Annotated in this window: 37 protein-coding genes; 4 read left to right on the forward strand and 33 right to left on the reverse strand. The window is 67.8% G+C overall.

Annotated features, from left to right (window positions below; translation table 11 throughout):
• Positions 1-31: 31 nt before the first annotated feature.
• Positions 32-1,924, forward strand: coding sequence for a hypothetical protein (locus LWJ43_RS12910; protein WP_277332430.1), 1,893 nt, complete (start codon positions 32-34; stop codon positions 1,922-1,924).
• On the opposite strand, the gene truA is transcribed toward LWJ43_RS12910, so the two are convergent.
• From truA to rpsJ, 31 genes are all read right to left on the reverse strand, one after another.
• The gene (truA, locus tag LWJ43_RS12915) at positions 1,890-2,747 is read right to left on the reverse strand and encodes a tRNA pseudouridine(38-40) synthase TruA (protein WP_277332431.1); all 858 of its coding nucleotides are present in this window, start codon (positions 2,745-2,747) and stop codon (positions 1,890-1,892) included. The two genes, LWJ43_RS12910 and truA, sit on opposite strands and share 35 nt — an antisense overlap.
• Positions 2,748-2,825: 78 nt before the next feature.
• A complete protein-coding gene (rplQ, locus tag LWJ43_RS12920; protein WP_104788309.1) occupies positions 2,826-3,332 on the reverse strand; it encodes a 50S ribosomal protein L17 in 507 nt (168 codons plus the stop codon).
• A gap of 143 nt (positions 3,333-3,475) precedes the next feature.
• Positions 3,476-4,498: a DNA-directed RNA polymerase subunit alpha gene (locus LWJ43_RS12925; RefSeq protein WP_003966937.1), complete on the reverse strand. Its 1,023-nt coding sequence runs from the start codon at positions 4,496-4,498 to the stop codon at positions 3,476-3,478.
• Between the two features lie 136 nt (positions 4,499-4,634).
• Positions 4,635-5,039: a 30S ribosomal protein S11 gene (gene rpsK / locus LWJ43_RS12930; protein WP_003956432.1), complete on the reverse strand. Its 405-nt coding sequence runs from the start codon at positions 5,037-5,039 to the stop codon at positions 4,635-4,637.
• A 105-nt stretch (positions 5,040-5,144) separates the two neighbouring features.
• Positions 5,145-5,525 (reverse strand): 30S ribosomal protein S13, encoded by a 381-nt coding sequence (gene rpsM / locus LWJ43_RS12935; protein ID WP_014154579.1) that lies wholly within the window; start codon positions 5,523-5,525, stop codon positions 5,145-5,147.
• A gap of 197 nt (positions 5,526-5,722) precedes the next feature.
• Positions 5,723-5,836, reverse strand: a complete 114-nt coding sequence (rpmJ, locus tag LWJ43_RS12940; RefSeq protein ID WP_003956441.1) for a 50S ribosomal protein L36 — start codon at positions 5,834-5,836, stop codon at positions 5,723-5,725.
• Positions 5,837-5,896: 60 nt separating this feature from the next.
• Positions 5,897-6,118, reverse strand: a complete 222-nt coding sequence (infA, locus tag LWJ43_RS12945; RefSeq protein ID WP_014047798.1) for a translation initiation factor IF-1 — start codon at positions 6,116-6,118, stop codon at positions 5,897-5,899.
• A 201-nt stretch (positions 6,119-6,319) separates the two neighbouring features.
• The gene (map, locus tag LWJ43_RS12950; RefSeq protein WP_277332432.1) at positions 6,320-7,156 is read right to left on the reverse strand and encodes a type I methionyl aminopeptidase; all 837 of its coding nucleotides are present in this window, start codon (positions 7,154-7,156) and stop codon (positions 6,320-6,322) included.
• Between the two features lie 122 nt (positions 7,157-7,278).
• The gene (locus LWJ43_RS12955; protein ID WP_277332433.1) at positions 7,279-7,938 is read right to left on the reverse strand and encodes an adenylate kinase; all 660 of its coding nucleotides are present in this window, start codon (positions 7,936-7,938) and stop codon (positions 7,279-7,281) included.
• Positions 7,938-9,257: a preprotein translocase subunit SecY gene (gene secY / locus LWJ43_RS12960; protein WP_073744257.1), complete on the reverse strand. Its 1,320-nt coding sequence runs from the start codon at positions 9,255-9,257 to the stop codon at positions 7,938-7,940. Before secY ends, LWJ43_RS12955 begins: the two co-directional genes overlap by 1 nt.
• Before the next feature lie 221 nt (positions 9,258-9,478).
• Positions 9,479-9,934, reverse strand: a complete 456-nt coding sequence (rplO, locus tag LWJ43_RS12965; protein ID WP_014047794.1) for a 50S ribosomal protein L15 — start codon at positions 9,932-9,934, stop codon at positions 9,479-9,481.
• Position 9,935: 1 nt separating this feature from the next.
• Positions 9,936-10,118, reverse strand: coding sequence for a 50S ribosomal protein L30 (rpmD, locus tag LWJ43_RS12970; RefSeq protein WP_003966943.1), 183 nt, complete (start codon positions 10,116-10,118; stop codon positions 9,936-9,938).
• Entirely contained in the window at positions 10,118-10,720 is a 603-nt protein-coding gene (gene rpsE, locus LWJ43_RS12975; protein ID WP_014047793.1) for a 30S ribosomal protein S5, read from the reverse strand. The genes rpmD and rpsE overlap by 1 nt, the downstream gene beginning before the upstream one ends.
• Before the next feature lie 47 nt (positions 10,721-10,767).
• Positions 10,768-11,151, reverse strand: coding sequence for a 50S ribosomal protein L18 (gene rplR, locus LWJ43_RS12980; RefSeq protein ID WP_277332434.1), 384 nt, complete (start codon positions 11,149-11,151; stop codon positions 10,768-10,770).
• Positions 11,152-11,154: 3 nt separating this feature from the next.
• A complete protein-coding gene (rplF, locus tag LWJ43_RS12985; RefSeq protein WP_147959075.1) occupies positions 11,155-11,694 on the reverse strand; it encodes a 50S ribosomal protein L6 in 540 nt (179 codons plus the stop codon).
• Between the two features lie 21 nt (positions 11,695-11,715).
• Positions 11,716-12,114 (reverse strand): 30S ribosomal protein S8, encoded by a 399-nt coding sequence (rpsH, locus tag LWJ43_RS12990; RefSeq protein ID WP_014154584.1) that lies wholly within the window; start codon positions 12,112-12,114, stop codon positions 11,716-11,718.
• A 223-nt stretch (positions 12,115-12,337) separates the two neighbouring features.
• Positions 12,338-12,523, reverse strand: a complete 186-nt coding sequence (locus tag LWJ43_RS12995; protein ID WP_003948630.1) for a type Z 30S ribosomal protein S14 — start codon at positions 12,521-12,523, stop codon at positions 12,338-12,340.
• Positions 12,524-12,525: 2 nt separating this feature from the next.
• A complete protein-coding gene (gene rplE / locus LWJ43_RS13000; protein ID WP_277332435.1) occupies positions 12,526-13,083 on the reverse strand; it encodes a 50S ribosomal protein L5 in 558 nt (185 codons plus the stop codon).
• Positions 13,083-13,406, reverse strand: coding sequence for a 50S ribosomal protein L24 (gene rplX, locus LWJ43_RS13005; RefSeq protein ID WP_014047788.1), 324 nt, complete (start codon positions 13,404-13,406; stop codon positions 13,083-13,085). The genes rplE and rplX overlap by 1 nt, the downstream gene beginning before the upstream one ends.
• 2 nt (positions 13,407-13,408) lie before the next feature.
• On the reverse strand, positions 13,409-13,777 hold the full coding sequence (rplN, locus tag LWJ43_RS13010; RefSeq protein WP_003966950.1) for a 50S ribosomal protein L14: 369 nt from the start codon (positions 13,775-13,777) through the stop codon (positions 13,409-13,411).
• Between the two features lie 100 nt (positions 13,778-13,877).
• Positions 13,878-14,162, reverse strand: a complete 285-nt coding sequence (rpsQ, locus tag LWJ43_RS13015) for a 30S ribosomal protein S17 (RefSeq protein WP_014154586.1) — start codon at positions 14,160-14,162, stop codon at positions 13,878-13,880.
• Positions 14,162-14,386, reverse strand: coding sequence for a 50S ribosomal protein L29 (gene rpmC / locus LWJ43_RS13020; RefSeq protein WP_033297602.1), 225 nt, complete (start codon positions 14,384-14,386; stop codon positions 14,162-14,164). The genes rpsQ and rpmC overlap by 1 nt, the downstream gene beginning before the upstream one ends.
• Entirely contained in the window at positions 14,386-14,805 is a 420-nt protein-coding gene (rplP, locus tag LWJ43_RS13025) for a 50S ribosomal protein L16 (RefSeq protein WP_014154587.1), read from the reverse strand. Before rplP ends, rpmC begins: the two co-directional genes overlap by 1 nt.
• 5 nt (positions 14,806-14,810) lie before the next feature.
• A complete protein-coding gene (rpsC, locus tag LWJ43_RS13030) occupies positions 14,811-15,647 on the reverse strand; it encodes a 30S ribosomal protein S3 (protein WP_014047784.1) in 837 nt (278 codons plus the stop codon).
• Complete coding sequence (rplV, locus tag LWJ43_RS13035; RefSeq protein WP_004571827.1) at positions 15,647-15,994, reverse strand: 50S ribosomal protein L22; 348 nt, start codon at positions 15,992-15,994, stop codon at positions 15,647-15,649. The genes rpsC and rplV overlap by 1 nt, the downstream gene beginning before the upstream one ends.
• A 43-nt stretch (positions 15,995-16,037) precedes the next feature.
• Positions 16,038-16,319 carry a 30S ribosomal protein S19 gene (gene rpsS, locus LWJ43_RS13040; protein WP_003966956.1) on the reverse strand — a complete coding sequence of 94 codons (282 nt, stop codon included), beginning with the start codon at positions 16,317-16,319 and terminating at the stop codon, positions 16,038-16,040.
• Between the two features lie 12 nt (positions 16,320-16,331).
• Positions 16,332-17,168 carry a 50S ribosomal protein L2 gene (rplB, locus tag LWJ43_RS13045; protein WP_147959073.1) on the reverse strand — a complete coding sequence of 279 codons (837 nt, stop codon included), beginning with the start codon at positions 17,166-17,168 and terminating at the stop codon, positions 16,332-16,334.
• Positions 17,169-17,206: 38 nt separating this feature from the next.
• The gene (rplW, locus tag LWJ43_RS13050) at positions 17,207-17,545 is read right to left on the reverse strand and encodes a 50S ribosomal protein L23 (protein WP_031096361.1); all 339 of its coding nucleotides are present in this window, start codon (positions 17,543-17,545) and stop codon (positions 17,207-17,209) included.
• The gene (gene rplD, locus LWJ43_RS13055; protein WP_033297600.1) at positions 17,545-18,195 is read right to left on the reverse strand and encodes a 50S ribosomal protein L4; all 651 of its coding nucleotides are present in this window, start codon (positions 18,193-18,195) and stop codon (positions 17,545-17,547) included. The genes rplW and rplD overlap by 1 nt, the downstream gene beginning before the upstream one ends.
• Before the next feature lie 4 nt (positions 18,196-18,199).
• The gene (gene rplC, locus LWJ43_RS13060; protein ID WP_014154591.1) at positions 18,200-18,844 is read right to left on the reverse strand and encodes a 50S ribosomal protein L3; all 645 of its coding nucleotides are present in this window, start codon (positions 18,842-18,844) and stop codon (positions 18,200-18,202) included.
• A gap of 14 nt (positions 18,845-18,858) precedes the next feature.
• On the reverse strand, positions 18,859-19,167 hold the full coding sequence (rpsJ, locus tag LWJ43_RS13065) for a 30S ribosomal protein S10 (RefSeq protein WP_003948644.1): 309 nt from the start codon (positions 19,165-19,167) through the stop codon (positions 18,859-18,861).
• Positions 19,168-19,687: 520 nt separating this feature from the next.
• Here rpsJ and LWJ43_RS13070 point away from each other — a divergent pair.
• The 3 genes from LWJ43_RS13070 to LWJ43_RS13080 all read left to right on the forward strand — a co-directional run bounded on the left by LWJ43_RS13070 (position 19,688) and on the right by LWJ43_RS13080 (position 22,351).
• Complete coding sequence (locus tag LWJ43_RS13070) at positions 19,688-20,560, forward strand: hypothetical protein (RefSeq protein ID WP_277332436.1); 873 nt, start codon at positions 19,688-19,690, stop codon at positions 20,558-20,560.
• Between the two features lie 12 nt (positions 20,561-20,572).
• Complete coding sequence (locus LWJ43_RS13075; RefSeq protein ID WP_277332437.1) at positions 20,573-21,103, forward strand: GNAT family N-acetyltransferase; 531 nt, start codon at positions 20,573-20,575, stop codon at positions 21,101-21,103.
• Positions 21,104-21,370: 267 nt separating this feature from the next.
• On the forward strand, positions 21,371-22,351 hold the full coding sequence (locus LWJ43_RS13080) for a helix-turn-helix domain-containing protein (RefSeq protein WP_277332438.1): 981 nt from the start codon (positions 21,371-21,373) through the stop codon (positions 22,349-22,351).
• A 79-nt stretch (positions 22,352-22,430) separates the two neighbouring features.
• On the opposite strand, the gene LWJ43_RS13085 is transcribed toward LWJ43_RS13080, so the two are convergent.
• On the reverse strand, positions 22,431-23,612 hold the full coding sequence (locus LWJ43_RS13085) for a hypothetical protein (RefSeq protein ID WP_277332439.1): 1,182 nt from the start codon (positions 23,610-23,612) through the stop codon (positions 22,431-22,433).
• Between the two features lie 147 nt (positions 23,613-23,759).
• Positions 23,760-24,263 (reverse strand): MarR family winged helix-turn-helix transcriptional regulator, encoded by a 504-nt coding sequence (locus LWJ43_RS13090; protein ID WP_277332440.1) that lies wholly within the window; start codon positions 24,261-24,263, stop codon positions 23,760-23,762.
• Between the last annotated feature and the right edge of the window lie 66 nt (positions 24,264-24,329).

The raw sequence follows: 24,329 nt of genomic DNA on the forward strand, positions 1-24,329 counted from the left end.
TCCCCTCCCCTCGAACGAGGACCCGCCCGCCGTGCGTCTGACCACCCTCTTCACCATCCCGCGCGTCCTGCGCCACAGCGACGCGATCGGCGCCGACCTGCCCCCGGACGACGCCGTGGTCCTCGATGCCCCGGACTCCTCGCTGCGGACCGCCCTCGCAGCCGCCGCGTCGGGCGATCACGCCCCGGCCGCCGAGCTGCTCGCGGGCACCCGCGAACACTCCCAGTGGGAGCGCAGGGACACCTGTGTCTCCCGCCTCGCGCGGGCCTCGCTGCATCACCCGGGCTGGCTGGACAGCTGGCTCGACGAGTCCCCCGAGGATCCCGACGCCGTCCTGGTCAAGGCCGACCAGTACATCTACCAGGCCTGGGAGATACGGACCGGGGCCCGCGCCAAGCACGTCGAGGCCGACCAGTTCCGGGCGTTCCACGCGGTACTGCGGGACGCGGTGCCGGTGATCTCCGCCGCCGCCGAGCTCAACCCCGACGACCCGGTCCCCTGGCGCATCGCGCTGACCCAGGCCCGGGGCATCCAGGCACCGCGCGAGGTCTTCGACACCTATCTGTCCGAGGCGAACGCCCGTGATCCGCACCACGAGGGCTGCCACGTCCAGGCGCTCCAGTACCTCTGCGCCAAGTGGTACGGCTCGCACGAGGAGATGTTCGCGTTCGCCGAGCGTGCGGCCGGCCAGGCACCTCCCGGTTCCCGGCTCCACGCGCTGCCGCTCCAGGCCGTCGTGGAGTACCTGATCGCCGACGAGGAGACGCCCGACCCCGACCCGTACACCCCGCGCGTCGAGGCGGCGGTGACCCGCGCGCAGGCGCTGTCGGACAGCTACGCCCCGGGGGACCGGGAGGCCGCCGGCTTCCGCAACCACCTGGCCCTCGTCCTGTGGTCGCTGAACCGCTACGAGGAGGCGCTCACCGCCTTCCGCAGCATCGGGGTGCACGCCACCACCTTCCCGTGGACCTATTTCGGCGAGGCCCGCGAGGAGTTCCTGGAGGCCCGATCCGACACCCGCATCGAGCTGGCGATGAGGATCCCCTTCTTCCGGGCCACCCCCGGGCCCCCGGCCGCCGGAACACCCGACTGGGAGCGCGAGCTGGCACCGCGGTCGCTGGCCATCGCCTCCACCGGCCCCACCGAGGTGGCCCAGGCCGCTCTGATCTGCGGGCACAGCCTCCGCACGGCCCCGGCCGGCAGCCGCCACACATACGTCGAGATCGTCCCGGACGTGGTGCGGGGCAAGCGCGCGGCACTGCTCCCCCAGGACCCCCTCACCTCGGCGGCCGCCAGCTTCACCACCGCCGAGGACTGGCCGGCCCTGGTCCTGCGCCGCACACCGGAACGCAGCAGCATCACGCTCGTGCACCGGGGCAGGAAGGTGACGGATCACGCCTGGGAGACCGCCGCCCCCGCCACCGACCACACGGAGGCGACCACGACGGCTGGCGCGCTCGCCCGCGCCTACGGGCTGACCGACCCGCGCCCGGTGGCCCACATCCTGCGGGCCACCGGCGACCCCGCCCGCCATCAGGGCGAACTCGTCGCCGCCCTGGGTCTCCCCCCGCTGCCCTCCGGCTTCGGCGGCGAGCAGGAGACCCTCGCGGAGCTCCCCGGCGCCCGGGTGCTGGCCCGGCGGGGATTCCTCGCGGGCATGCGGGACACCATGACCACGAAGGACGGCGTCCACCCCGAAGCGCCTCCCCAGGAGGAACCGCACCCGGTCCGCTGGTGGGTGTTGCGGACCGCGGCCCTGCTGTTCTTCACCGCGGCGGCGGTCTACGCCTGGTGGACCCCGGACATCGGCTGGTTCCGCTCCACCGTGTCCAGCACCCTCGCCCTGTACTTCGCCGCGAAACTGATCCGCGCTCTGCGCCGCCGGCGGGTCAGCAGCACCCCGCCGCCCCCGGCAGCGTCCTGACGTTCCGCGCCTCCTGGGCCCTGGCCGCCAGCAGATCGTCGGCCGGGTAGGCCACTTCCTCCAGGGTCAGTCCGTGCGGCCGCACCACGTGGACCGCGGGATCCCGCACCTTCGCCGCCAGCACCTCCGCCGGCCACGCCGCCGGGCGGCGTCCGTCCCCGACGAACAGGGCCGCGCCGATCAGCGCCCGCACCATGTTGTGGCAGAACGCGTCGGCCTGCACGGTCGCCGTCAGTACACCCGACTCCGCCTCCCGCACCCAGTGCAGTCTCTGCAGCGTGCGGATGGTCGTGGCGCCCTCACGCTTCTTGCAGTACGCCGCGAAGTCGTGCTCCCCCGTCATCAGGGCGGCGGCCTCGTTCATCGCGTCCAGGTCGAGCGGGCGGTCGTGCCACAGCACGTGGCCCCGGGTGAGCGGGTCCACACCGCCCGGCCGGTCCCCCACCCGGTACGCGTACCGCCGCCACAACGCGGAGAATCGCGCGTTGAACCCCGCCGGGGCCTCGGCCGCCCGCCAGATCCGTACGTCCAGCGGCAGGCGCCCCGCCATCCGCCGCAGCAGCTTCTCCTCGTGCTCGGCCCACACCTCCGCGGGCAGGTCGACGTGCGCCACCTGCCCGCGCGCGTGCACCCCCGCGTCGGTCCGCCCGGCGACCGTCAGGTCGTACGTCACCGACGACCGCGTCACGGTGCGCAGCGCGTCCTCGATCTCGCCCTGCACGGTGCGTCTGCTGGTCTGCTTCGCCCAGCCGGAGAAATCCCTGCCGTCGTAGGAAAGGTCCAGCCGTACCCGTACGAATCCGGGCTCTGCCTCGTCACTCACCCGAAGATCCTCTCAAAAGCGAACGGGCCCGCACCGCCCCGAAGGGAGATGCGGGCCCGTACGTGGGTCTCAGGACGCTCAGGCGTCCTTGGACTCCTCAGCGGCGGCGTCGGCCGGCTTGGCGTCCTCGACGGTCTCGGCCGGAGCCTCGTCCTTCTTGAGGGCGTCTTCCTTGACGGCGCGCTTCGTCGCGGCCTCGGCCTCACCGGTGGCCTGCTGGGCCACGGTCAGCGCCTCGACCAGCTCGATGACGGCCATCGGGGCGTTGTCGCCACGACGGTTGCCGATCTTGGTGATGCGGGTGTAACCACCGGGGCGGTTCTCGTACCGCGGGGCGATCTCGGTGAAGAGCGTGTGAACGATGCCCTTGTCCGTGATCGACTGCAGCACCAGGCGACGGTTGTGGATGTCGCCCTTCTTGGCCTTGGTGATGAAACGCTCGGCGACCGGACGCAGGCGGCGGGCCTTGGCCTCGGTCGTGGTGATGCGGCCGTGCTCGAACAGCGACTTCGCGAGGTTGATGAGAAGAAGCTTCTCGTGCGCAGCGCTGCCGCCCAGACGGGCACCCTTGGCGGGCTGAGGCATGGTTTTTCTCCTTGTGTGCTGCACCGGCCGTATCAGGTACCGGTGTCAGTTCCCGCGAGGCGGCCGCCCCGCGGAAGTCCTTGATGGTCCGCGACCGGCCCAGGGGCGACCGCGTCGGCGGGCGCCCCTGGCCGGGAAGCGGATCAGTACTGCTCGGTCTCCACGAAACCGGCGTCCGCGTCGTCGTCGGCGCCGAAGGCGTCGGCGGCGGCGGTCGGGTCGAAGCCGGGAGGCGAGTCCTTCAGCGCCAGGCCCATACCGGCCAGCTTCGCCTTGACCTCGTCGATCGACTTCGCACCGAAGTTGCGGATGTCGAGCAGGTCCGCCTCGGAGCGGGCCACGAGCTCACCCACGGAGTGGATGCCCTCGCGCTTGAGGCAGTTGTACGAACGGACCGTGAGCTCGAGCTCCTCGATCGGCAGCGCCAGATCGGCGGCGAGCGCGGCGTCCGTCGGGGACGGGCCCATGTCGATGCCCTCGGCGTCGATGTTGAGCTCACGCGCCAGACCGAACAGCTCGACCAGGGTCTTACCGGCCGACGCCATGGCGTCACGGGGACGCATGGCCTGCTTGGTCTCGACGTCGACGATCAGCTTGTCGAAGTCGGTGCGCTGCTCGACACGGGTCGCCTCGACCTTGTACGTGACCTTGAGCACCGGGGAGTAGATGGAGTCGACCGGGATCCGGCCGATCTCCTGGCCCACCTGCTTGTTCTGGACGGCGGAGACGTAGCCGCGACCGCGCTCGACGGTCAGCTCCATCTCCAGCTTGCCCTTGCCGTTCAGCGTGGCCAGGACCAGGTCCGGGTTGTGGACCTCGACACCGGCCGGCGGGGCGATGTCAGCAGCGGTGACCAGGCCGGGGCCCTGCTTGCGCAGGTACATCACGACCGGCTCGTCGTGCTCCGAGGAGACGACCAGCTGCTTGATGTTGAGGATGAGGTCGGTCACGTCCTCCTTGACGCCCGGCACGGTGGTGAACTCGTGCAGGACACCGTCGATCCGGATGCTGGTGACAGCGGCACCGGGGATCGAGGAGAGGAGCGTGCGACGCAGGGAGTTGCCGAGGGTGTAACCGAAGCCCGGCTCCAGCGGCTCGATCACGAACCGGGAGCGGAACTCGTCGACGACCTCTTCGGTCAGCGACGGACGCTGAGCGATAAGCATGTGGTGATCCTTCAGTCGTGGGCACCCACTATTTGATGCCCGACAGATGAAACAAGGGTACGGGCGGCACGCCCCCGAAGGGACATACCGCCCGGACCTACGCTACTGACGCACGACCGTCACCGGCCGTAGCGGATCAGACGCGGCGACGCTTCGGCGGACGGCAGCCGTTGTGCGGCGTCGGGGTGACGTCCTGGATCGAACCGACCTCGAGGCCCGTGGCCTGGAGGGAGCGGATCGCGGTCTCACGGCCGGAGCCGGGACCCTTGACGAAGACGTCGACCTTGCGCATGCCGTGCTCCTGCGCGCGGCGGGCGGCCGACTCGGCGGCCATCTGCGCGGCGAAGGGGGTGGACTTGCGCGAGCCCTTGAAGCCGACGTGGCCGGCGGAGGCCCAGGAGATCACGTTGCCCGAGGGGTCCGTGATCGAGACGATGGTGTTGTTGAACGTGCTCTTGATGTGGGCGTGCCCGTGAGCGACGTTCTTCTTTTCCTTGCGACGCACCTTCTTGGCTGCGCCCTGACGACCCTTGGGGGGCATGTCTTGACTCCAGATGGAGAGGGGAGGTGATCGGTCCTACAGCGAAGACCGCTGGTTTCCACGGACGTCCGGTGACCCGGGCACCCGCAGTACGTCCGCTGAGGACTACTTCTTGCCCGGCTTCTTCTTACCGGCGATGGCGCGACGCGGGCCCTTACGGGTACGCGCGTTGGTGCTGGTGCGCTGACCGTGGACCGGCAGACCGCGGCGGTGCCGGATGCCCTGGTAGCAGCCGATCTCGATCTTGCGGCGGATGTCGCCCTGGATCTCGCGGCGAAGGTCACCCTCGGTGCGGAGGTTGGCGTCCACGTACTCGCGGATCTTGACCAGGTCCTCTTCGGCCAGGTCACGAACGCGGGTGTTGGGGTTCACGCCGGCGGCGGCGAGGATCTCCTTGGACCGGGTGCGCCCGATACCGAAGACGTAGGTGAGGGCAACCTCCACGCGCTTTTCGCGCGGGATGTCAACACCTGAAACGCGTGCCATTCAATGGCTCCAGTTGTTATTTCGGGGGTCTTCCGCAGTGCCACTCCCGAACGCCGACCCCGCCCACATGGGAAAGGGTGGTACGCCCGGGTCCCCGGCCCCCGCCGGAGGTGTCGTCAGCCGAAGCTTGGACGGGCACTGCGTATGTACGTTTACGTGCGTCGCGCGAAGAACTGCGAGATGCAGGCGGTCGTGCGTCAGCCCTGGCGCTGCTTGTGGCGCAGGTTGTCGCAGATGACCATGACCCGGCCGTGACGGCGGATCACCTTGCACTTGTCGCAGATCTTCTTGACGCTCGGCTTGACCTTCATGGGATGTCAGGTTCTCCGGGTCAGTGCCCTCACCACGCCGGAGCGAGGTGGCGGCAAGATCTACTTGTAGCGGTAGACGATCCGACCACGCGTCAGGTCGTACGGGGAGAGCTCCACGACGACCCGGTCATCCGGGAGGATGCGGATGTAGTGCATCCGCATCTTGCCGCTGATGTGCGCGAGGACTTTGTGACCGTTCTGGAGTTCCACCCTGAACATGGCGTTCGGGAGGGACTCGATCACGGTGCCCTCGATTTCGATGGCACCTTGCTTCTTGGCCACGCTTCGCCTTTCGAATCGGCTACCTTGATCGACTCGCGCCATCGCATGTGGACACAGGGATGCACGAGAGCCGACGAGTCAGTCTACGTCAGCGGACTCCAAAAGACGAATCCGTCAAGTTTGCCCACTTGCCCTGATCCTTAGACATGGATCAGCCGGACAGTCCTGCGGGCGTCGGCCCGCCGACCCGCCGGTGGACGGTCAGCCCAGCGGGTCCGGCGCCACCTCGACGCCGTACGGGGCCAGCCTCGCCCGGCCGCAGTCCGGGGCGGTCAGGACCAGGGGGCCCTGCTCGGTGAGGGCGATCGAGTGCTCCCAGTGCGAGGACCAGGTGCCGTCCGTGGTGAGGACCGTCCACTCGTCGGAGAGGACCTTCGTCTGCGCCGTGCCCAGCGAGACCATCGGCTCGATGGCCAGGCAGACGCCCGGGACGAGCTTGATGCCCTTGCCGCGCTTGCGCGAGACGTAGTTCAGCAGGTGCGGGTCCATGTGCATCTCGGTGCCGATGCCGTGGCCGCCGTAGTCCTCGATGATCCCGTACTTGCCGGTCGCCGGGCGGGGCTGGCGGCGGATGTAGGACTCGATGGCCTTCGAGATGTCGACGAGCCGGTTGTTCACCTTCATCGCGGCGATACCGGCCCACATGGACTCCTCGGTCACCCGGGAGAGCTCGACGAGCTCCGGCGCGTGACCGGTGCCCACGAAGGCGGTGTACGCGGCGTCGCCGTGCCAGCCGTCGATGATGGCGCCGGCGTCGATCGAGATGATGTCGCCGTCCTTGAGGACGGTCTTCTCGTCCGGGATGCCGTGGACCACGACGTCGTTGACCGAGGTGCAGATGGTCGCCGGGAACCCGCCGTAGCCCTGGAAGTTCGACTTCGCGCCGTGGTCGGCGATGACCTTGCGTGCGACCTCGTCGAGATCCTTCGTGGTGGCGCCGGGGACGGCCGCCTCGCGGGTGGCGGCGTGAATGGCAGCGACCACGAGGCCCGCCTCGCGCATCTTCGCGATCTGCTCGGGGGTCTTGATCTGCACCATCTCTGGGCGCCTCTCTGCGTACGAAGGGGAACGGTCTGCGGCCGTACTCCACGATACGGCGCAAACAGTCGGCCGCGACGCCCGAGGGCGCCGCGGCCGGCTGCAGTGGTGGAGCGCGGGGATCAGCCCTCGTCGGACTTCTTGAGGGCCTCCATGGCCCGGTCGGTCACCTCGGTGACCTTGCCGAGCGCGGAGATCGTCACGACCAGGCCCTGTGCCCGGTAGTGGTCGATGATCGGCTCGGTCTGCGTGTGGTAGACCTCGAGACGCGTGCGCACGGTCTCCTCGGTGTCGTCGTCACGCTGGTACAGCTCGCCGCCGCAGGCGTCGCAGACGCCTTCGGTCTTCGGAGCGTTGTACGTCACGTGGAAGACGTGCGAGCTGTCGTTACGGCAGATGCGGCGGCCCGCGATGCGCTTGACCACCTCGTCCTCGGGGACCTCGAGGTCAAGAACCGCGTCCAGCTTGACGCCCTCGCCGAGAAGCATCTCATCGAGCGCCACGGCCTGCCCCACGTTGCGGGGGAAGCCGTCCAGGAGGAAACCGTTCTCGGCGTCCGACTGGGCCATGCGGTCCTTGGCCATCGCGATGGTGACTTCGTCCGGCACCAGCTGGCCCGCGTCCATGTAGGCACGGGCCTGCTTGCCAAGGTCGGTGCCCTGGCTGATGTTGGCGCGGAAGAGGTCGCCCGTGGAGATGTGCGGAATCGAGAGATTCCTGGCAAGGAACGCAGCCTGCGTTCCCTTGCCGGCACCGGGCGGCCCGACGAGGACGATTCGCATCAGCGGAGGAACCCTTCGTAATTGCGCTGCTGGAGCTGACTCTCGATCTGCTTCACGGTCTCCAGACCCACACCCACGATGATCAGGATGCTCGTCCCGCCGAACGGGAAGTTCTGGTTGGCACCGCCGAAGCCTGCCAACGCCATTGTCGGCACCAGAGCGATCAGGCCCAGGTACAGCGAGCCCGGCCAAGTGATCCGGTTGAGCACGTAGCTCAGATACTCGGCGGTAGGTCGACCTGCCCGGATACCCGGGATGAAGCCACCATACTTCTTCATGTTGTCGGCGACTTCCTCGGGGTTGAACGAGATCGCCACATAGAAGAATGCGAAGAACACGATCAACAGGAAGTACGTCGCGATGTAGTACGGGTGGTCGCCCTTGACGAAGTGGTCCTGAATCCAGGTCGCCCAGCCCGCGGTGGAGTTGGAGAACTGAACGATTAGAGCAGGAATGTAGAGCAGCGAAGAAGCGAAGATGACGGGAATCACACCCGCCTGGTTCACCTTCAGCGGGATGTAAGTGGACGTACCGCCGTACGACCGACGCCCGATCATCCGCTTCGCGTACTGCACCGGGACACGGCGCTGGGCCTGCTCGACGAAGACGACGAGGCCCACCATCACGAAGCCGATGAGGATGACCGTGATGAACTCGATCCAGCCGTCGGCCAGCTTGCCGCTCTGCTTGATGGCCCAGAGGGCGCCGGGGAAGCTGGCGGCGATCGAGATGAACATGAGGATCGACATGCCGTTGCCGATGCCGCGGTCGGTGATGAGCTCACCGAGCCACATGACTGCGGCGGTGCCGGCGGTCATGGTGATGACCATGACGATGGTCGTGAAGATCGACTGGTTCGGGACGATCTGGTCGGCGACGGGGCAGCCGCTGAAGAGCGCGCCGCTGCGGGCGGTCGCCACCAGGCCGGTGCCCTGGAGGATGGCCAGCGCCACGGTCAGATAACGCGTGTACTGCGTGATCTTGGCCGTGCCCGACTGCCCCTCCTTCTTGAGGGCTTCGAGCCGGGGGATGACGACGGTCAGCAGCTGAAGAATGATGCTGGCCGTGATGTACGGCATGATGCCGAGCGCGAAGATCGTGATCTGCAGCAGTGCACCACCGCTGAACATGTTGACCAGACCGAAGAGGCTGTTGTTGCCCTTGCTGGCCTGATCAACACAGGTCTGGACGTTCTCGTAGCTCACCCCCGGTACGGGAATGTGCGCCCCGAGACGGTAGAGCACGATGATGCCGAGCGTGAAGAGCAGCTTCTTGCGCAGGTCGGGCGTCTTGAACGCCCGGGCGAACGCGGTGAGCACGGTGCCTCCTGCGACCCCCGCGCAAAAGCGTGAGGTGACGGTCTTGAGGATCGACGATTACGTAACAGCCAAAGGACCCCGGGCGTTTGCCCAGGACTTACCACAGCAACGCACGCCACCTTACCGGCGGACATGCCCCCCTAGGAACGACCAACCGGGGATGCCCCAAATGAGAGGCATCCCCGGTCGGGTGTTCAGGCCACAGCCCTGTCCGAGTTGTCTCAGACGAGTTCGGTGACGGTGCCGCCTGCGGCGGCGATCTTCTCCTTGGCGGAGCCGGAGACGGCGTCAACCGAAACCTGCAGCGCCACGGAGATCTCGCCCTGTCCGAGGACCTTGACGAGGTGGTTGTTACGCACAGCGCCCTTGGCGACCAGGTCGGCCACCGTGACCTCTCCACCCTCGGGGTAGAGCGTCGCGAGCTTGTCCAGGTTCACGACCTGGTACTCCGTGCGGAACGGGTTCTTGAAGCCCTTGAGCTTCGGGAGACGCATGTGGAGGGGCATCTGGCCACCCTCGAAGCGCTCCGGAACCTGGTAACGAGCCTTCGTACCCTTGGTACCACGGCCTGCGGTCTTACCCTTGGACGCCTCACCACGACCCACACGGGTCTTGGCGGTCTTGGCGCCCGGGGCAGGCCGGAGGTTGTGGGCCTTCAGCGGGCTGTTCTCCGCCATATCAGTCAACCTCCTCAACCGTCACGAGGTGGCGGACGGTGTGAACCATTCCGCGGAACTCGGGGCGGTCCTCCTTGACAACCGAGTCGTTCAGGCGCTTGAGCCCGAGCGAACGCAGGGTGTCGCGGTGGTTCTGCTTGCTGCCGATGTACGACTTCGTCTGCGTGATCTTGAGGCGAGCCATTACGCACCCGCTCCCGCACGCGCACGGAGCAGAGCCGCGGGGGCGACGTCCTCGAGGGGCAGACCGCGGCGGGCCGCGATCTCCTCGGGACGCTGCAGGCCCTGGAGGGCCGCCACGGTCGCGTGCACGATGTTGATCGGGTTCGAAGAACCGAGCGACTTCGACAGGATGTCGTGAACGCCGGCGCACTCCAGAACGGCGCGCACCGGGCCACCGGCGATAACACCGGTACCGGGGGAAGCAGGCTTGAGCAGGACGACGCCCGCAGCCTTCTCGCCCTGGATCGGGTGAGGGATGGTGCCCTGGATACGCGGGACCTTGAAGAAGCTCTTCTTCGCCTCTTCGACGCCCTTGGCGATGGCCGCGGGAACTTCCTTGGCCTTGCCGTATCCGACACCGACGGTGCCGTCACCATCGCCCACCACGACCAGCGCGGTGAAGCTGAAGCGACGACCACCCTTCACTACCTTGGCGACGCGGTTGATCGCGACGACGCGCTCGACGTACGCGGTCTTCTCGGCGGCAGCGCCACCGTCACGGCCCTTCCGGTCCCGCCGCTCGCCGCCACCGGCACCGCTTCCGCGGCGCTGGGGTCCAGCCATTGGATTTACCTCTCTCTGTTACGTCCGCTGTGCGTTGGAACCGGGGCTTAGAACTTCAGCCCGGCTTCACGGGCGGCGTCAGCCAGAGCGGCAATCCGCCCGGCGTACTGGTTACCACCGCGGTCAAACACGACGGCCTCGACGCCTGCGGCCTTGGCGCGCTCGGCGACCAGGGCGCCGACCTGCTTGGCCTGGGCGCTCTTGTCACCCTCCGCACCACGGATCGACGTGTCCAGGGTCGACGCCGACGCGAGCGTGTGGCCCGCGACGTCATCGATGACCTGGGCGACGATGTGACGGTTGGAACGCGTCACAACCAGGCGCGGCCGCTCCGGCGAACCGGAGATGTGCTTGCGCACGCGGATGTGGCGGCGCTTGAGGGCGGCACGCTTGTAGGCGTCGCCCTTGGCGATCTTTACACCGTATGCCATGGCTTACTTACCCGCCTTTCCGACCTTGCGGCGGATAACCTCGCCGGCGTACTTGACGCCCTTGGCCTTGTACGGGTCAGGCTTCCGCAGCTTGCGGATCTTCGCCGAGACCTCGCCGACCTTCTGCTTGTCGATGCCCTCGACACTGAACTTCGTGGGCGACTCGACCTTGAAGGTGATGCCCTCGGGGGCCTCGATGAGGATCGGGTGGCTGTAGCCCAGGGCGAACTCCAGGTTGGAGCCCTTCGCCTGGACGCGGTAACCGACACCGCTGATCTCGAGCGCCTTGCTGTATCCCGCGGTCACGCCGGTGATCATGTTCGCCACCAGCGTGCGGGACAGGCCGTGAAGGGCCTTGTTCTGACGCTCGTCGTTCGGGCGGACGACGTTGAGCACGCCGTCCTCACCCTTGGTGACCTCGATCGGCGCTGCGACGGTGTGCGAGAGGGAACCCTTGGGGCCCTTCACCGCGACCGTGCGGCCATCGATGGTGACGTCCACACCGGCGGGAACCTGGATGGGGAGCTTGCCGATTCGCGACATGAGCTGTTCCTCCGTTCCCGACTACCAGACGTAGGCGAGGACTTCCCCACCTACGCCCTTCTTGCTGGCCTGCTGGCCGGTCAGGAGACCGTGGGACGTGGAGATGATCGCCACGCCCAGGCCGCCGAGAACCTTCGGCAGATTGGTGGACTTTGCGTATACACGCAGACCCGGCTTCGAAATGCGCTTGATGCCGGCAATCGAACGCTCGCGGTTCGGCCCGAACTTCAGCTCGAGAACGAGGCTCTTGCCGACCTCGGCGTCCTCGACCTTCCAGCCGGTGATGAAGCCCTCCTGCTGGAGGATCTCCGCGATGTGCGACTTGATCTTGCTGTGCGGCATTGCGACATCGTCGTGATACGCCGAGTTCGCGTTGCGCAGACGCGTGAGCATGTCTGCGATGGGATCAGTCATGGTCATGAGTTGGCCTTCGGCCTCTCTCGCCGGGGTTTCCTGTATGCGCCATCCCTCTCCCCACTCAGTGGCGGGACGGGTGCGGTGCGGGGACCTACGGCGTAGTAAGTCGGTCAGGGCGGCAGGCGCCCAACCCTTCAAGCCTACGGCATGAAAAGCGGGGCTCCTGCCGACCAGATACTTACCGAGAGCTTTCTGGTCCTCCCAAGCCCCTAGGGGCGAAGGAGAATTACCAGGAGCTCTTGGTCACGCCCGGCAGCTCGCCACGGTGAGCCATCTCACGAAGGCACACGCGGCACAGGCCGAACTTGCGGTAAACGGAGTGGGGCCGGCCGCAGCGCTGGCAGCGGGTGTACCCGCGCACGCCGAACTTCGGCTTACGGGCGGCCTTAGCGATCAGAGCCTTCTTCGCCACGGTCAGTTCTCCTTGAACGGGAAGCCGAGGTGACGAAGCAGGGCACGACCCTCGTCGTCGTTGACAGCCGTGGTGACCACGGTGATGTCCATGCCCCGGACCCGGTCGATCTTGTCCTGGTCGATCTCGTGGAACATGACCTGCTCCGTGAGACCGAAGGTGTAGTTGCCACGGCCGTCGAACTGCTTCGGCGACAGACCACGGAAGTCACGGATACGCGGCAGCGCGAGCGACAGCGTACGGTCCAGGAACTCCCACATGCGGTCACCACGGAGGGTGACGTGGCACCCGATCGGCTGCCCCTCGCGCAGCTTGAACTGCGCGATCGACTTGCGGGCCTTCGTGACGGCGGGCTTCTGGCCGGTGATCGTGGTGAGGTCCTTGACCGCACCGTCGATCAGCTTGGAGTCGCGGGCGGCGTCGCCCACACCCATGTTGACCACGATCTTGACCAGACCGGGGATCTGCATGACGTTCTCGTACGAGAACTCCTCACGCAGCTTGCCGGCGATTTCCTCGCGGTAGCGCGTCTTGAGACGCGGCGCAGTGGTGGTCGTCATCAGATGTCCTCACCGGTCCGCTTGGCAACGCGGATCTTCTTGCCCTCGTCGTCAAAGCGGTAGCCGACGCGGGTGACGACCTTGTTGCCGTCCTTCTCCACGACCAGCTGCACGTTGCTGACGTGAATCGGGGCCTCGGTGGTGACAATGCCACCCGTCTGCGAACCGCGAGCCGTCTGACCGGCCTTGGTGTGCTTCTTGACCCGGTTGACACCCTCGACGAGGACACGGTCCTGGGCGGGGAAGGCAACGATGACCTTGCCCTGCTTGCCCTTGTCCTTACCGGTGATGACCTGAACCAGGTCGCCCTTCTTGATCTTCATGCTTACAGCACCTCCGGCGCGAGCGAGATGATCTTCATGAACTTCTTCTCGCGCAGCTCTCGGCCCACGGGGCCGAAGATACGGGTGCCGCGGGGGTCGCCGTCGTTCTTGAGAATGACAGCGGCGTTCTCGTCGAAGCGGATGTACGAGCCATCCTGACGGCGACGCTCCTTGACGGTGCGAACGATGACGGCCTTGACGACGTCACCCTTCTTCACGTTGCCACCGGGGATCGCGTCCTTCACGGTGGCGACGATGACGTCACCGATGCCCGCGTAGCGGCGACCCGAGCCACCGAGAACACGGATGGTGAGAATTTCCTTCGCACCCGTGTTGTCGGCGACGCGCAGTCGCGACTCCTGCTGGATCACGTCTATCTCCTGATCGTCTGCCGGTTCCCGGCAGGGGCTCCGTTGCGGGAGCCCCTGCCGAGCCTGGCGGAACTGGCCTGAGGGGAGACCCCCTCAGGGATTACTTGGCCTTCTCGAGGATCTCGACGATGCGCCAGCGCTTCGAGGCGGACAGCGGACGCGTCTCCATGATGAGGACGCGGTCGCCGACGCCAGCAGCGTTCTGCTCGTCGTGGGCCTTGAGCTTGTTCGTACGGCGGATGACCTTGCCGTACAGCGCGTGCTTGACGCGGTCCTCGACAGCGACGACGACGGTCTTGTCCATCTTGTCGCTGACGACCAGACCCTCACGGGTCTTGCGGAAACCGCGGTCGGTGTTGGTCTCAGTCACAGTCTTCTCGCTCATCAGACGCTCTCCACCGTCTCGATGCCCAGCTCGCGCTCGCGCATCAGGGTGTAGATCCGGGCGATGTCCTTACGGACGGACTTGAGCCGACCGTGGTTCTCGAGCTGCCCCGTCGCCGCCTGGAAGCGGAGGTTGAACAGCTCTTCCTTGGCCTCGCGGAGCTTGTTGAGGAGCTCCTCGCCGCCCAGCTCGCGCAGCTCGGACGCCTTGGTACCGGCCGACATCACGACTCACCTGCCTCGCGCCGAACGATCCGGCACTTCATCGGAAGCTTGTGAGCAGCGCGGGTGAGCGCCTCACGAGCAATCTTCTCGTTCGGGTAGGACAGCTCGAACATCACCCGACCGGGCTTGACGTTCGCGATCCACCACTCGGGAGAACCCTTACCGGAACCCATGCGGGTCTCGGCAGGCTTCTTCGTCAGGGGGCGGTCCGGGTAGATGTTGATCCAGACCTTGCCGCCACGCTTGATGTGGCGGGTCATCGCGATACGAGCTGCCTCGATCTGGCGGTTCGTCACGTACGCCGGGGACAGCGCCTGGATGCCGTACTCGCCGAACGCAACCTGCGTGCCACCCTTGGACATACCGCTGCGCTTCGGGTGGTGCTGCTTGCGGTGCTTGACCCTACGGGGGATCAGCATTTCGGTCAGGCCTCCGTTCCGGTGCTCTCAGCCGGAGCAGCGGCGGCGGGAGCGTCGGCCTTGGGGGCCTCCGCTGCCGGCGCGGACTGCTGCGGCTTGCGGCCGCGGCCGCCACGCTCGCCACCACGGCCACCACGGCCGGCCGGGCGGTCGGCGCCGCCACGAGCCGGACGGTTGCCGGCGCGGGCCGCGGCGTTCTCGGCGCGAACCTCGGCGATGTTCTTGACGTCGCCCTTGTAGATCCAGACCTTCACACCGATGCGGCCGAAGGTCGTCTTGGCCTCGAAGAAGCCGTAGTCGACGTTCGCACGGAGCGTGTGCAGGGGCACGCGGCCCTCGCGGTAGAACTCCGAGCGGGACATCTCGGCGCCGCCGAGGCGACCGCCGCACTGGATCTTGATGCCCTTGGCGCCGGCCTTCATCGTGCTCTGCATGCTCTTACGCATGGCACGACGGAAGGAGACGCGGGAGGAGAGCTGCTCGGCGACGGCCTGGGCCACCAGCTGAGCGTCGACCTCGGGGTTCTTGACCTCGAGGATGTTCAGCTGGACCTGCTTGCCGGTCAGCTTCTCCAGCTCGCCACGGATGCGGTCGGCCTCGGCGCCGCGGCGGCCGATGACGATGCCCGGGCGGGCGGTGTGGATGTCAACGCGGACGCGGTCGCGGGTGCGCTCGATCTCCACCTTGGAGATGCCGGCCCGCTCCATGCCCTTCGTCATCATGCGACGAATGGCGACGTCTTCCTTGACGTAGTCCTTGTACAGCTTGTCGGCGTACCAACGGGACTTGAAGTCCGTGGTAATGCCGAGTCGGAACCCGTGCGGGTTTACCTTCTGGCCCATTACCGGGTTCCTTCCTTGCTGCTGACGACCACGGTGATGTGGCTGGTCCGCTTACGGATCCGGTAGGCACGGCCCTGAGCACGCGGACGGAACCGCTTCAGGGTCGGGCCCTCGTCCACGTACGCCTCGCTGATGACCAGCGAAGAGGCGTCGGTGTGGTCGTAGTTGTGTGCAGCGTTGGCGATGGCGCTGTCAAGCACCTTGCCAACCGGCACGCTCGCGGCCTGCGGGGCGAAACGCAGGACCGCCTGAGCCTCCGTGGCATCCATGCCACGGATGAGGTCCACCACGCGGCGGGCCTTCATGGGCGTGACGCGGATGTACCGCGCCTGGGCCCTGGCTTCCATGGTTGTCCCTTCGGTGTAAGTCATAGTCGTTTCCACCCCGCGGTTAGCGGCGCTTCGACTTCCGGTCGTCCTTGACGTGGCCGCGGAAGGTGCGAGTCGGCGAGAACTCGCCGAGCTTGTGGCCGACCATCGACTCGGTGACGAACACCGGGACGTGGATCTTGCCGTTGTGCACCGCGATGGTGTGACCCAGCATGGCCGGGACGATCATCGAGCGACGGGACCAGGTCTTGATGACGTTCTTGGTGCCTGCCTCGTTCTGTACGTCCACCTTCTTGATGAGGTGGCCGTCGACGAAGGGCCCCTTCTTGAGACTGCGCGGCATCTAAACCCGCTCCTAGCGCTTCTTGTTCGTCTTGCGGCGGCGGACGATGTACTTGCTCGATGCCTTCTTCGGCGAGCGAGTACGACCCTCCTTCTGACCCCACGGCGAGACCGGGTGACGTCCACCGGAGGTCTTGCCTTCACCACCACCGTGCGGGTGGTCAACCGGGTTCATCGCGACACCGCGGACGGTCGGGCGAACGCCCTTCCAGCGCATGCGGCCGGCCTTGCCCCAGTTGATGTTCGACTGCTCGGCGTTGCCGACCTCGCCGATCGTGGCGCGGCAGCGGGCGTCGACCAGCCGGATCTCACCGGACGGCATACGAAGGTGGGCCATCGTGCCCTCCTTCGCCAGCAGCTGCACGGAGGCACCCGCGGAGCGGGCGAACTTCGCGCCGCCGCCGGGGCGGATCTCGATGGCGTGGATGGTCGTACCGACCGGGATGTTGCGCAGCGCCAGGTTGTTGCCCGGCTTGATGTCGGCGCCCGGACCGTTCTCGACACGGTCACCCTGCGACAGGCCACGGGGAGCGACGATGTAACGCTTCTCGCCGTCCGCGTAGTGCAGCAGCGCGATGCGCGCGGTGCGGTTCGGGTCGTACTCGATGTGCGCGACCTTGGCCGGCACGCCGTCCTTGTCGTGACGACGGAAGTCGATCACGCGGTAGGCGCGCTTGTGGCCACCACCCTGGTGGCGAACGGTCACACGACCGGCGTTGTTACGGCCGCCCTTGCTGTGCAGAGGGCGGACCAGCGACTTCTCCGGCGTGGACCGCGTGATCTCGACAAAGTCGGCGACGCTGGAGCCACGACGGCCCGGGGTCGTCGGCTTGTACTTGCGGATACCCATTTCTCAGTCCTCGTCCGATTCCGGACGACTCGACCTCACTAGGAGGTCGGGCCGCCGAAGATGTCGATACGGTCGCCCTCGGCGAGGGTCACGATGGCGCGCTTCGTGTCGGCGCGCTTGCCGAAACCGGTCTTGGTGCGCTTGCGCTTACCCTGACGGTTGATCGTGTTGACCCCGGTGACCTTGACCGAGAAGACCGCTTCCACGGCCTGCTTGATCTGGGTCTTGTTGGAGCCGGGCGCGACGATGAACGTGTACTTGTTCTCGTCGAGCAGCGCGTAGCTCTTCTCGGAGACAACCGGCTTGACGAGAACGTCGCGCGGGTCCGAGTAGGTCTTGCTCGTGATGGTCGAGCTGGTAACGGTCGCCTCACTCATCAGGCGGCGCTCCCTTCGGTCTCAGCGGTCTGGGGGCCAGACACGAAGGACTCGAAAGCGGCCTGGGTGAAGACCACGTCGTCAGAGACGATCACGTCGTACGTGTTCAGCTGGCCCGGCTCCAGGATGTGCACCTGGGGCAGGTTGCGAGCGGACAGCCACGCGGCCTCGTCGGCGCGGTCGACGACCAGGAGCAGGTTGCTGCGCTCCGAGATCTTGCCGAGCAGCGTCTTGGCGGCCTTGGTGGAGATCCCACCCTCGACCACGCCGGTGACGACGTGGATGCGGGAGTGACGCGCCCGGTCCGAGAGGGCACCGCGCAGGGCGGCGGCCTTCATCTTCTTCGGGGTGCGCTGCGAGTAGTCACGCGGCTGCGGGCCGTGGACGACGCCACCGCCGGCGAACTGCGGCGCGCGGGTCGAACCCTGGCGCGCGCGGCCGGTGCCCTTCTGGCGGTACGGCTTGCGCCCACCACCACGGACCTCGCCGCGGGTCTTGGTCTTGTGCGTGCCCTGACGGGCAGCTGCCAGCTGTGCGACGACGACCTGGTGGATCAGCGGGACGCTGGTCTTCGCGTCGAAGATCTCCGCGGGGAGCTCGACGGTACCGGCCTTGTCGCCTGCCGGCGAAAGGATGTCAATGGTGCTCATTACCTCAAGCCCCCTTGGCCGCGGTACGGACCAGGACGAGGCCGCCGTTCGGACCGGGGACTGCGCCCTTGATGAGGAGCAGACCCTTCTCCGCGTCAACCGCGTGGATGGTCAGGTTCTGGGTGGTGACGCGCTCGTTACCCATGCGACCGGCCATGCGCATGCCCTTGAAGACACGCCCAGGGGTGGCGCAGCCACCGATCGAACCGGGGGAACGGTGCTTGCGCTGGACGCCGTGGCCGGCGCCGAGGCCCTTGAAGTTGTGACGCTTCATGACACCGGCGAAGCCCTTGCCCTTGCTCTTGCCCGTGACGTCGACCTTGACGCCGGACTCGAACACCTCGGCAGTGACCTCCTGGCCCAGCGTGTACTCGCTGGCGTCAGGGGTGCGGAGCTCCACCAGGTGGCGGCGCGGGGTCACGTCAGCCTTGGCGAAGTGGCCCTTGAGGGGCTTGTTCACCTTGCGCGGGTCGATCTCGCCGAAGGCGATCTGGACCGACTCGTAGCCGTCGCTGTCGTTCGTACGGACCTGCGTCACGACGCACGGACCGGCCTTGACGACGGTCACCGGGACAACCCGGTTGTTCTCGTCCCAGACCTGGGTCATGCCGAGCTTCTCGCCCAGGACGCCCTTGATGTTCTTGCTCATCTCGGCCCGTCCCTTCAGAGCTTGATCTCGATGTCGACGCCAGCCGGCAGGTCGAGACGCATCAGCGAGTCAACCGTCTTCGGGGTGGGGTCGAGAATGTCGATGAGGCGCTTGTGCGTGCGCATCTCGAAGTGCTCGCGAGAGTCCTTGTACTTGTGCGGCGACTTGATGACGCAGTACACGTTCTTCTCAGTGGGCAGCGGCACCGGGCCTGCGACCGACGCACCAGTGCGGGTCACCGTCTCGACGATCTTCTTCGCCGAGGAGTCGATGACCTCGTGGTCGTAGGCCTTGAGCCGGATGCGGATCTTCTGTCCCGCCATGGCTACTAGTAGTCCTGTCTCTCAATAACGCTCTGGAACCCAGCGGTTCTCGTAACTCCGCCTCCGACCCACGCGGTCGGGCGTGTCGCATCCCCTCTACGTAGATCTCCCGAAGGATTTCCCAACCAAGGGTGTGCGGGCCGAAACCGCGCTGCCGGGGGCGAAACCCCACCGGGTGCCTGGTCAGCGCCCCACTGACACTTCCCGGAAGATTCCCGTACGTCCGACCCTGGGGGTCGACGAGTACTGTGGGACTCGCTTCCGGTCCTCCCGGCGGGAGGCGCGCAGCATTGACACTCAACCGAGCAACCTGGCCAGTGTGCCATACGGCTCAGGGGCCTGGCCAATCGGGTCCGGGATCTTACCCCCTGCGAGGGACCGGTCAAACGCGGGCGCCGACGCGAAGGTCCGGGAGCTTCCTGCACCGCGGGGTCGCAGAACCGTTCGGGACATCCACGGATGGGGTGAAGCCGCCGCCTACGGCATATGCCCTTGGGATGCCGGCCCTAACGTCCGGATCATGGTCAATTCGTCGCACGAAGCGATGCACCGGATCTTCCAGGAGGACCCGGGCATCTTCACACGGACATTCAGAACCCTGGGCATCCCGTTCCCCGAGACCGTCGAGGTGTCGGTACTGACCACCGACCTGACCGAGACCCAGCCGCTGGAGCGCCGCCTCGACACCCTGCTGAGGGTGGAGACCGCCGACGGCAGGCCCTATCTCCTGGCTGTCGAGTCCCAAGGCCGCAAGGACCCGGCGAAACCCAGCAGTTGGACCTACTACCTCGCCCACCTCCACGCCAAGTACGGCATCGACCCCGTTCTCCTCGTGGTCTGCCAGGACGAGTCGACGGCACGGTGGGCTGCCCGTCCCATCCGGATCGGTCCTCCGGAATGGCCGTCGCTGACCGTCCGCCCCCTGGCACTGGGCCCCCACAACGTCCCGGCCGTGACCGACCCGTCGGTGGCGGCGCTCGATGTCCCACTCGCCGCTTTTTCGGCGATTACACATGGTAAGAATCCGAATGCGGCTGCCATACTCGAAGCGCTGGCCACCGCACTGAAGACCGTTGACGAAGAGACCGCGATCATCTTCAGCGAGCTCACCGAACTCGGGCTGGGCAACACCCCGGCCGCCCAGATCTGGAGGGACCTCATGGCCATCGACCTCTCGTTCTTCCGCTCGGAGTCCTCACAGCGACTGCGCGCGGAAGGCAAGGCGGAAGGCAAGGCGGAGGCGGTGGTCCAGGTACTGGAACAGCGCGGCATCACCGTCACCGACAGTGTCAGGGCCCGTATCAACGGGTGCGCGGACGCCGACACACTGGCCCGCTGGCTGGCGCGGGCACTCGCGGCGGAGAGGGCCGAGGAGCTGTTCGTGGACGCCTGACAGAATCCGGCCATGTCAACGAGCACCCTCCAGGGCTGGCGCCTGCGGCCGGCCACCTCAGAGGACGTCGAGCCGATAGTCGAGATCCGGGCGTCGGCCATGCGCCTCGACCTGGAGCGTCTGGGCCGGTACGACGAGCACCGGGTGCGGCAGCGGCTGCGCGACGCCTACGTGCCCGAGCACACCTCCGTGGTGGAGGCGGGCGGAGCCGTCGCGGGCTGCGTCGCTCTGCGGCCCTCCGAGGACTGCTGTTGGCTGGAGCACTTCTACCTCGCACCGGAAGTACAGGGCCGGGGCATCGGCACGGCCGTCCTGGCCGGGCTCCTGGCCCGCACCGATGCCGAGGGGGTGACGGTCCGGCTGAACGTCCTGCAGGGCAGTGCCGCCCGCGGCCTGTACGAACGGCACGGCTTCGCCCCGGAGCGGGAGGACCCGGTGGACGTGTTCATGGTCCGTCCGCCCCGCGCGCGGACACGCACGGCAGGTGTCGCCGACGCCTCCCCGCGCAGGACCGGCTGGGCCGAACCGGGCCCGGCGCGGTGAACCGCCCGCACCGGGTCGCGGCGGCCCGCGACCCGGTGGCCCACGGCACCAAAAGCTTTTGAGTACGTGGGAAAGAACCCTCCCCACCCCAACCCGACCCGCCCCGGCCGCCTGGTCACTCGCGCGGGTGACATATGGCAACTGGGCTGGATTTGGGACAGGTTGCCGGGCATATGCTCGCCGCGACAACCACAGACATGAGACGGCCCCCGACGAGACGCCAATCCCGACCGAGGGCCTGACCACCGAGGAAGTAGGAGCTTCCCGATGGGTATCCAGCAGGTTACCGCGCCCCCGTGCGCCCCGTCCCCCGAGTCCGGGGGCCCCACGCCGTCGCCCGGTGTCCTCCACGTCAGCGTCCGGCACACCACGGCGTTCACCGTCGTCGGTAACCACCTCACCCGGCACCGAACACTGTCGCTGCTGGCGATCGGGCTCGCGGTGCACATCCAGTCGCTGCCCGACGGGGCCCGGATCAGCATCAAGCACCTCGCCGCACGCTTCCCCGAGAGCGAGGCCCGGATCGCGGTCGCCCTGCGTGAGCTGGAGGCGACCGGCTACCTGCGCCGCAGCCGCGTACGCCTGCCCGACGGCCGCATCGTCACCCGGACCGTCTCGTACAACCGGCCCGGCGCCGAAGCGCCCGCCGTCACGATCCCCCGGCCCGGAACCGGGCAGCGGGAGACCCGCGTCGCACCGGCCACGCCTCCGCCGATGCCCCCGCCCGCCGTACCGGGTCCGGCACCGGTGACGCACCGGCCCGTGCCGGAGCAGCCGCCCGCAGCAGCACCGCCGCCCGTCCCCCTGCCCGCTCCCACCGCGCGTACGGCACCGCCGCCGCCGCTGCCACGGCCTCAGGACGCCGACCCCGAACTCCACCGGTCGGCAGCGGCACTCCTGGCCGACCTGCGCCGCACGGCACCCCAACTCACCCTGTCCGAGCGGGACATCGAGGCACTCGTGCCGGGAGTCGTCACCTGGCTGGAGCGTGACGCCCACCCGGACACCGTCCGCCGGGCGCTGACGTCCGACCTACCGCTCCCGTTGAAGCACCCGGCCAAGCTCCTGCGCCACCGCATCACCGCGCTGCTGCCGCCACCGCTGCCCGGGGCCCAGGACCTGGTGCCCCCGCGCCCCGGCAGGATCGTCATCCCGCTCCAGAACTGCGACCTCTGCGACCGCGCCTTCCGCTCGCGCCACCCCGGACACTGCCGTGACTGCGGCACGGGTGCCCGCGAGGCCGCCTGACCGCGCCGCGAGCGCCACCTCCGTGGAGGCGATCCTCACCGAGGGCCGGAGCGGCGGCCCGGAACCGTACGGGCCCACCTCACGTACGGGTGACCGTCCCGCACGATCCGTCGGGCTGCCATTCGCTGCGGTCGTAGGGGTCCACGTCCGGGCCCTTCCGTTCCGGGTCCGTGCGGTCACTCGGGAAGGACGGGTGCAGGAAGCCGTCGTTCACCTCGCAGGCGGTGTTGCCGACGTTCTGCTGAGAGGTGACGACGGAGAGCTTGCCGGGCGTCGCCACGAACCGCTCCGGGTCGTGCAGCGCCGTCGTGAGCTTCCGCCGCACGATCGTGCGCGCCACCTCGTCCCCGCCCGTTCTCATCAGCGGGTAGACGAAGGTGTAGTCGGCGTGCACCTCCACGGAGCCGGTGGGACCGGCTTCGAAGGTCATCCGTCCGCGCGTCTTGACGACGTCCCCCACCAGCCGGGTCTCGTCGGGGTCGAACCGGCTGAACAGCATCAGCGGGTCCTGTCCCTCACCCGGTTCCGCCAGTGACCGCTCGAGGCGTGTCCGCTCCCCCTTCTGCAGGGGGTCGAGCAGCTCCAGCGCCTCCTCGGGCTTCTCCCCGCGCAGGGTGGCCGGGTCGAGGTTGGCGGCGACGAGCAACTGCCGGGTGGCCCGAAGGGCCTGCTCGACCTCGTCCTTGCTCATCCCTCCGACCGCCTCGGCGGCGGGCGTCTCGATCCCCGCCGCCCCGTCCGCCCATCGGAGGGCGGGAGAACCCCGGAAGGGTTCCTCCCGTGTCGGCCGCTCCGGATCCGTCCCGTCCGCCGGCGCGGCGGTCGGAGGTGCGGTCTCGGCGGGCAGTGGCGCGGCGTCCACGGAGTCTCCGGCTCCGGGAAGGTGGTCGGTCAGCAGACTCGGGCGCATGGTGACCACCAGGACCCCCAGGACCACGACGAAGCCCAGGACCCCGACGAGACGCTTCCGCTTCTGTCGGCGGTCGTTCGTGTGCTGCGAGGGGCCGGTGCGCCATCCGTCCGGCTGCCACGGTTCGGCCGGCTTGTTCCTCCAGCCCCGGCGCCGCCCGCTCGCGGCGGCCTCCTCGTCCAGCGCGCGGAGCCGCGCGGTGACCATCCGGGCCCGGGCCGAGGGCTCCTTGGGCGCGTCACCCCCGCCGCTCTCGGCCTGCCGGACGAGTTCCGCCCACTGCTCGTCGGAGACGGCGCTCCCCTCATCCGGACGCTCGGACGGCTCGCCTGCCGGCGTTCTGGTGCTCACTGTTCTCTTCCACTCCCCCACGCGACTCTGCCACCACCAGTTCATGTCGCCGAGCAGCGCGCGGACAAGAGTGCGAGAGGAACGGTGACGATCACGTGACGCTCTCGCCCTGGACATTCCGCGGCAAGAGCTGCCGGAGGGGAGAAGTCACCGCGCGGAGGAGGTGTCCTCGCCGCCGGGCGTGGGGAGTTGGGCCGTGGCGTCGGCGTACTTCAGGAGCAGCCGCGCGAATTCGACGCGCTCGGCCGTGGGCCAGTCACGGGTGATGTGCTCGAAGGCCTGACGCTGCTGACTGCGGAAGTGGCCGAGCAGGGTGATGCCGTCCTCGGTCAGCCGGAGCACGGTGCGCCTGCCGTCCTGCTGCGAGGCGGTGCGGACCAGATAGCCGTGGGTGATGCAGTCGCTCGCCATCCGGCTGGCCACGGACGAATCGACCATGAGGAGGTCGGCGAGCCCGCCGACCGTGATGTCCCTCCCGGCCTCGGTCGCCTCGTCGACGAGGTTGAGGACCAGATTGCGCTTGAGGTCCTTGCGGCCCACCGGGGGGTCGACAGGGGCCTGCATGGTGCGCCGCCGAAGTCGGGCGAAAGCCGTGCCCACGGCATCCAGCAGGGCCTCTCCCTGCGGGGTGGAGGCATCGGAGTACGTCACGCCACGACCTTACCCCAAAAGCTTGCAAACAGCAGTTGCGTGCAAAAAAGCATGGAGTTGCACGTA

The sequence above is a fragment of the Streptomyces sp. JH34 genome (assembly GCF_029428875.1).
Lineage (GTDB): Bacteria > Actinomycetota > Actinomycetes > Streptomycetales > Streptomycetaceae > Streptomyces.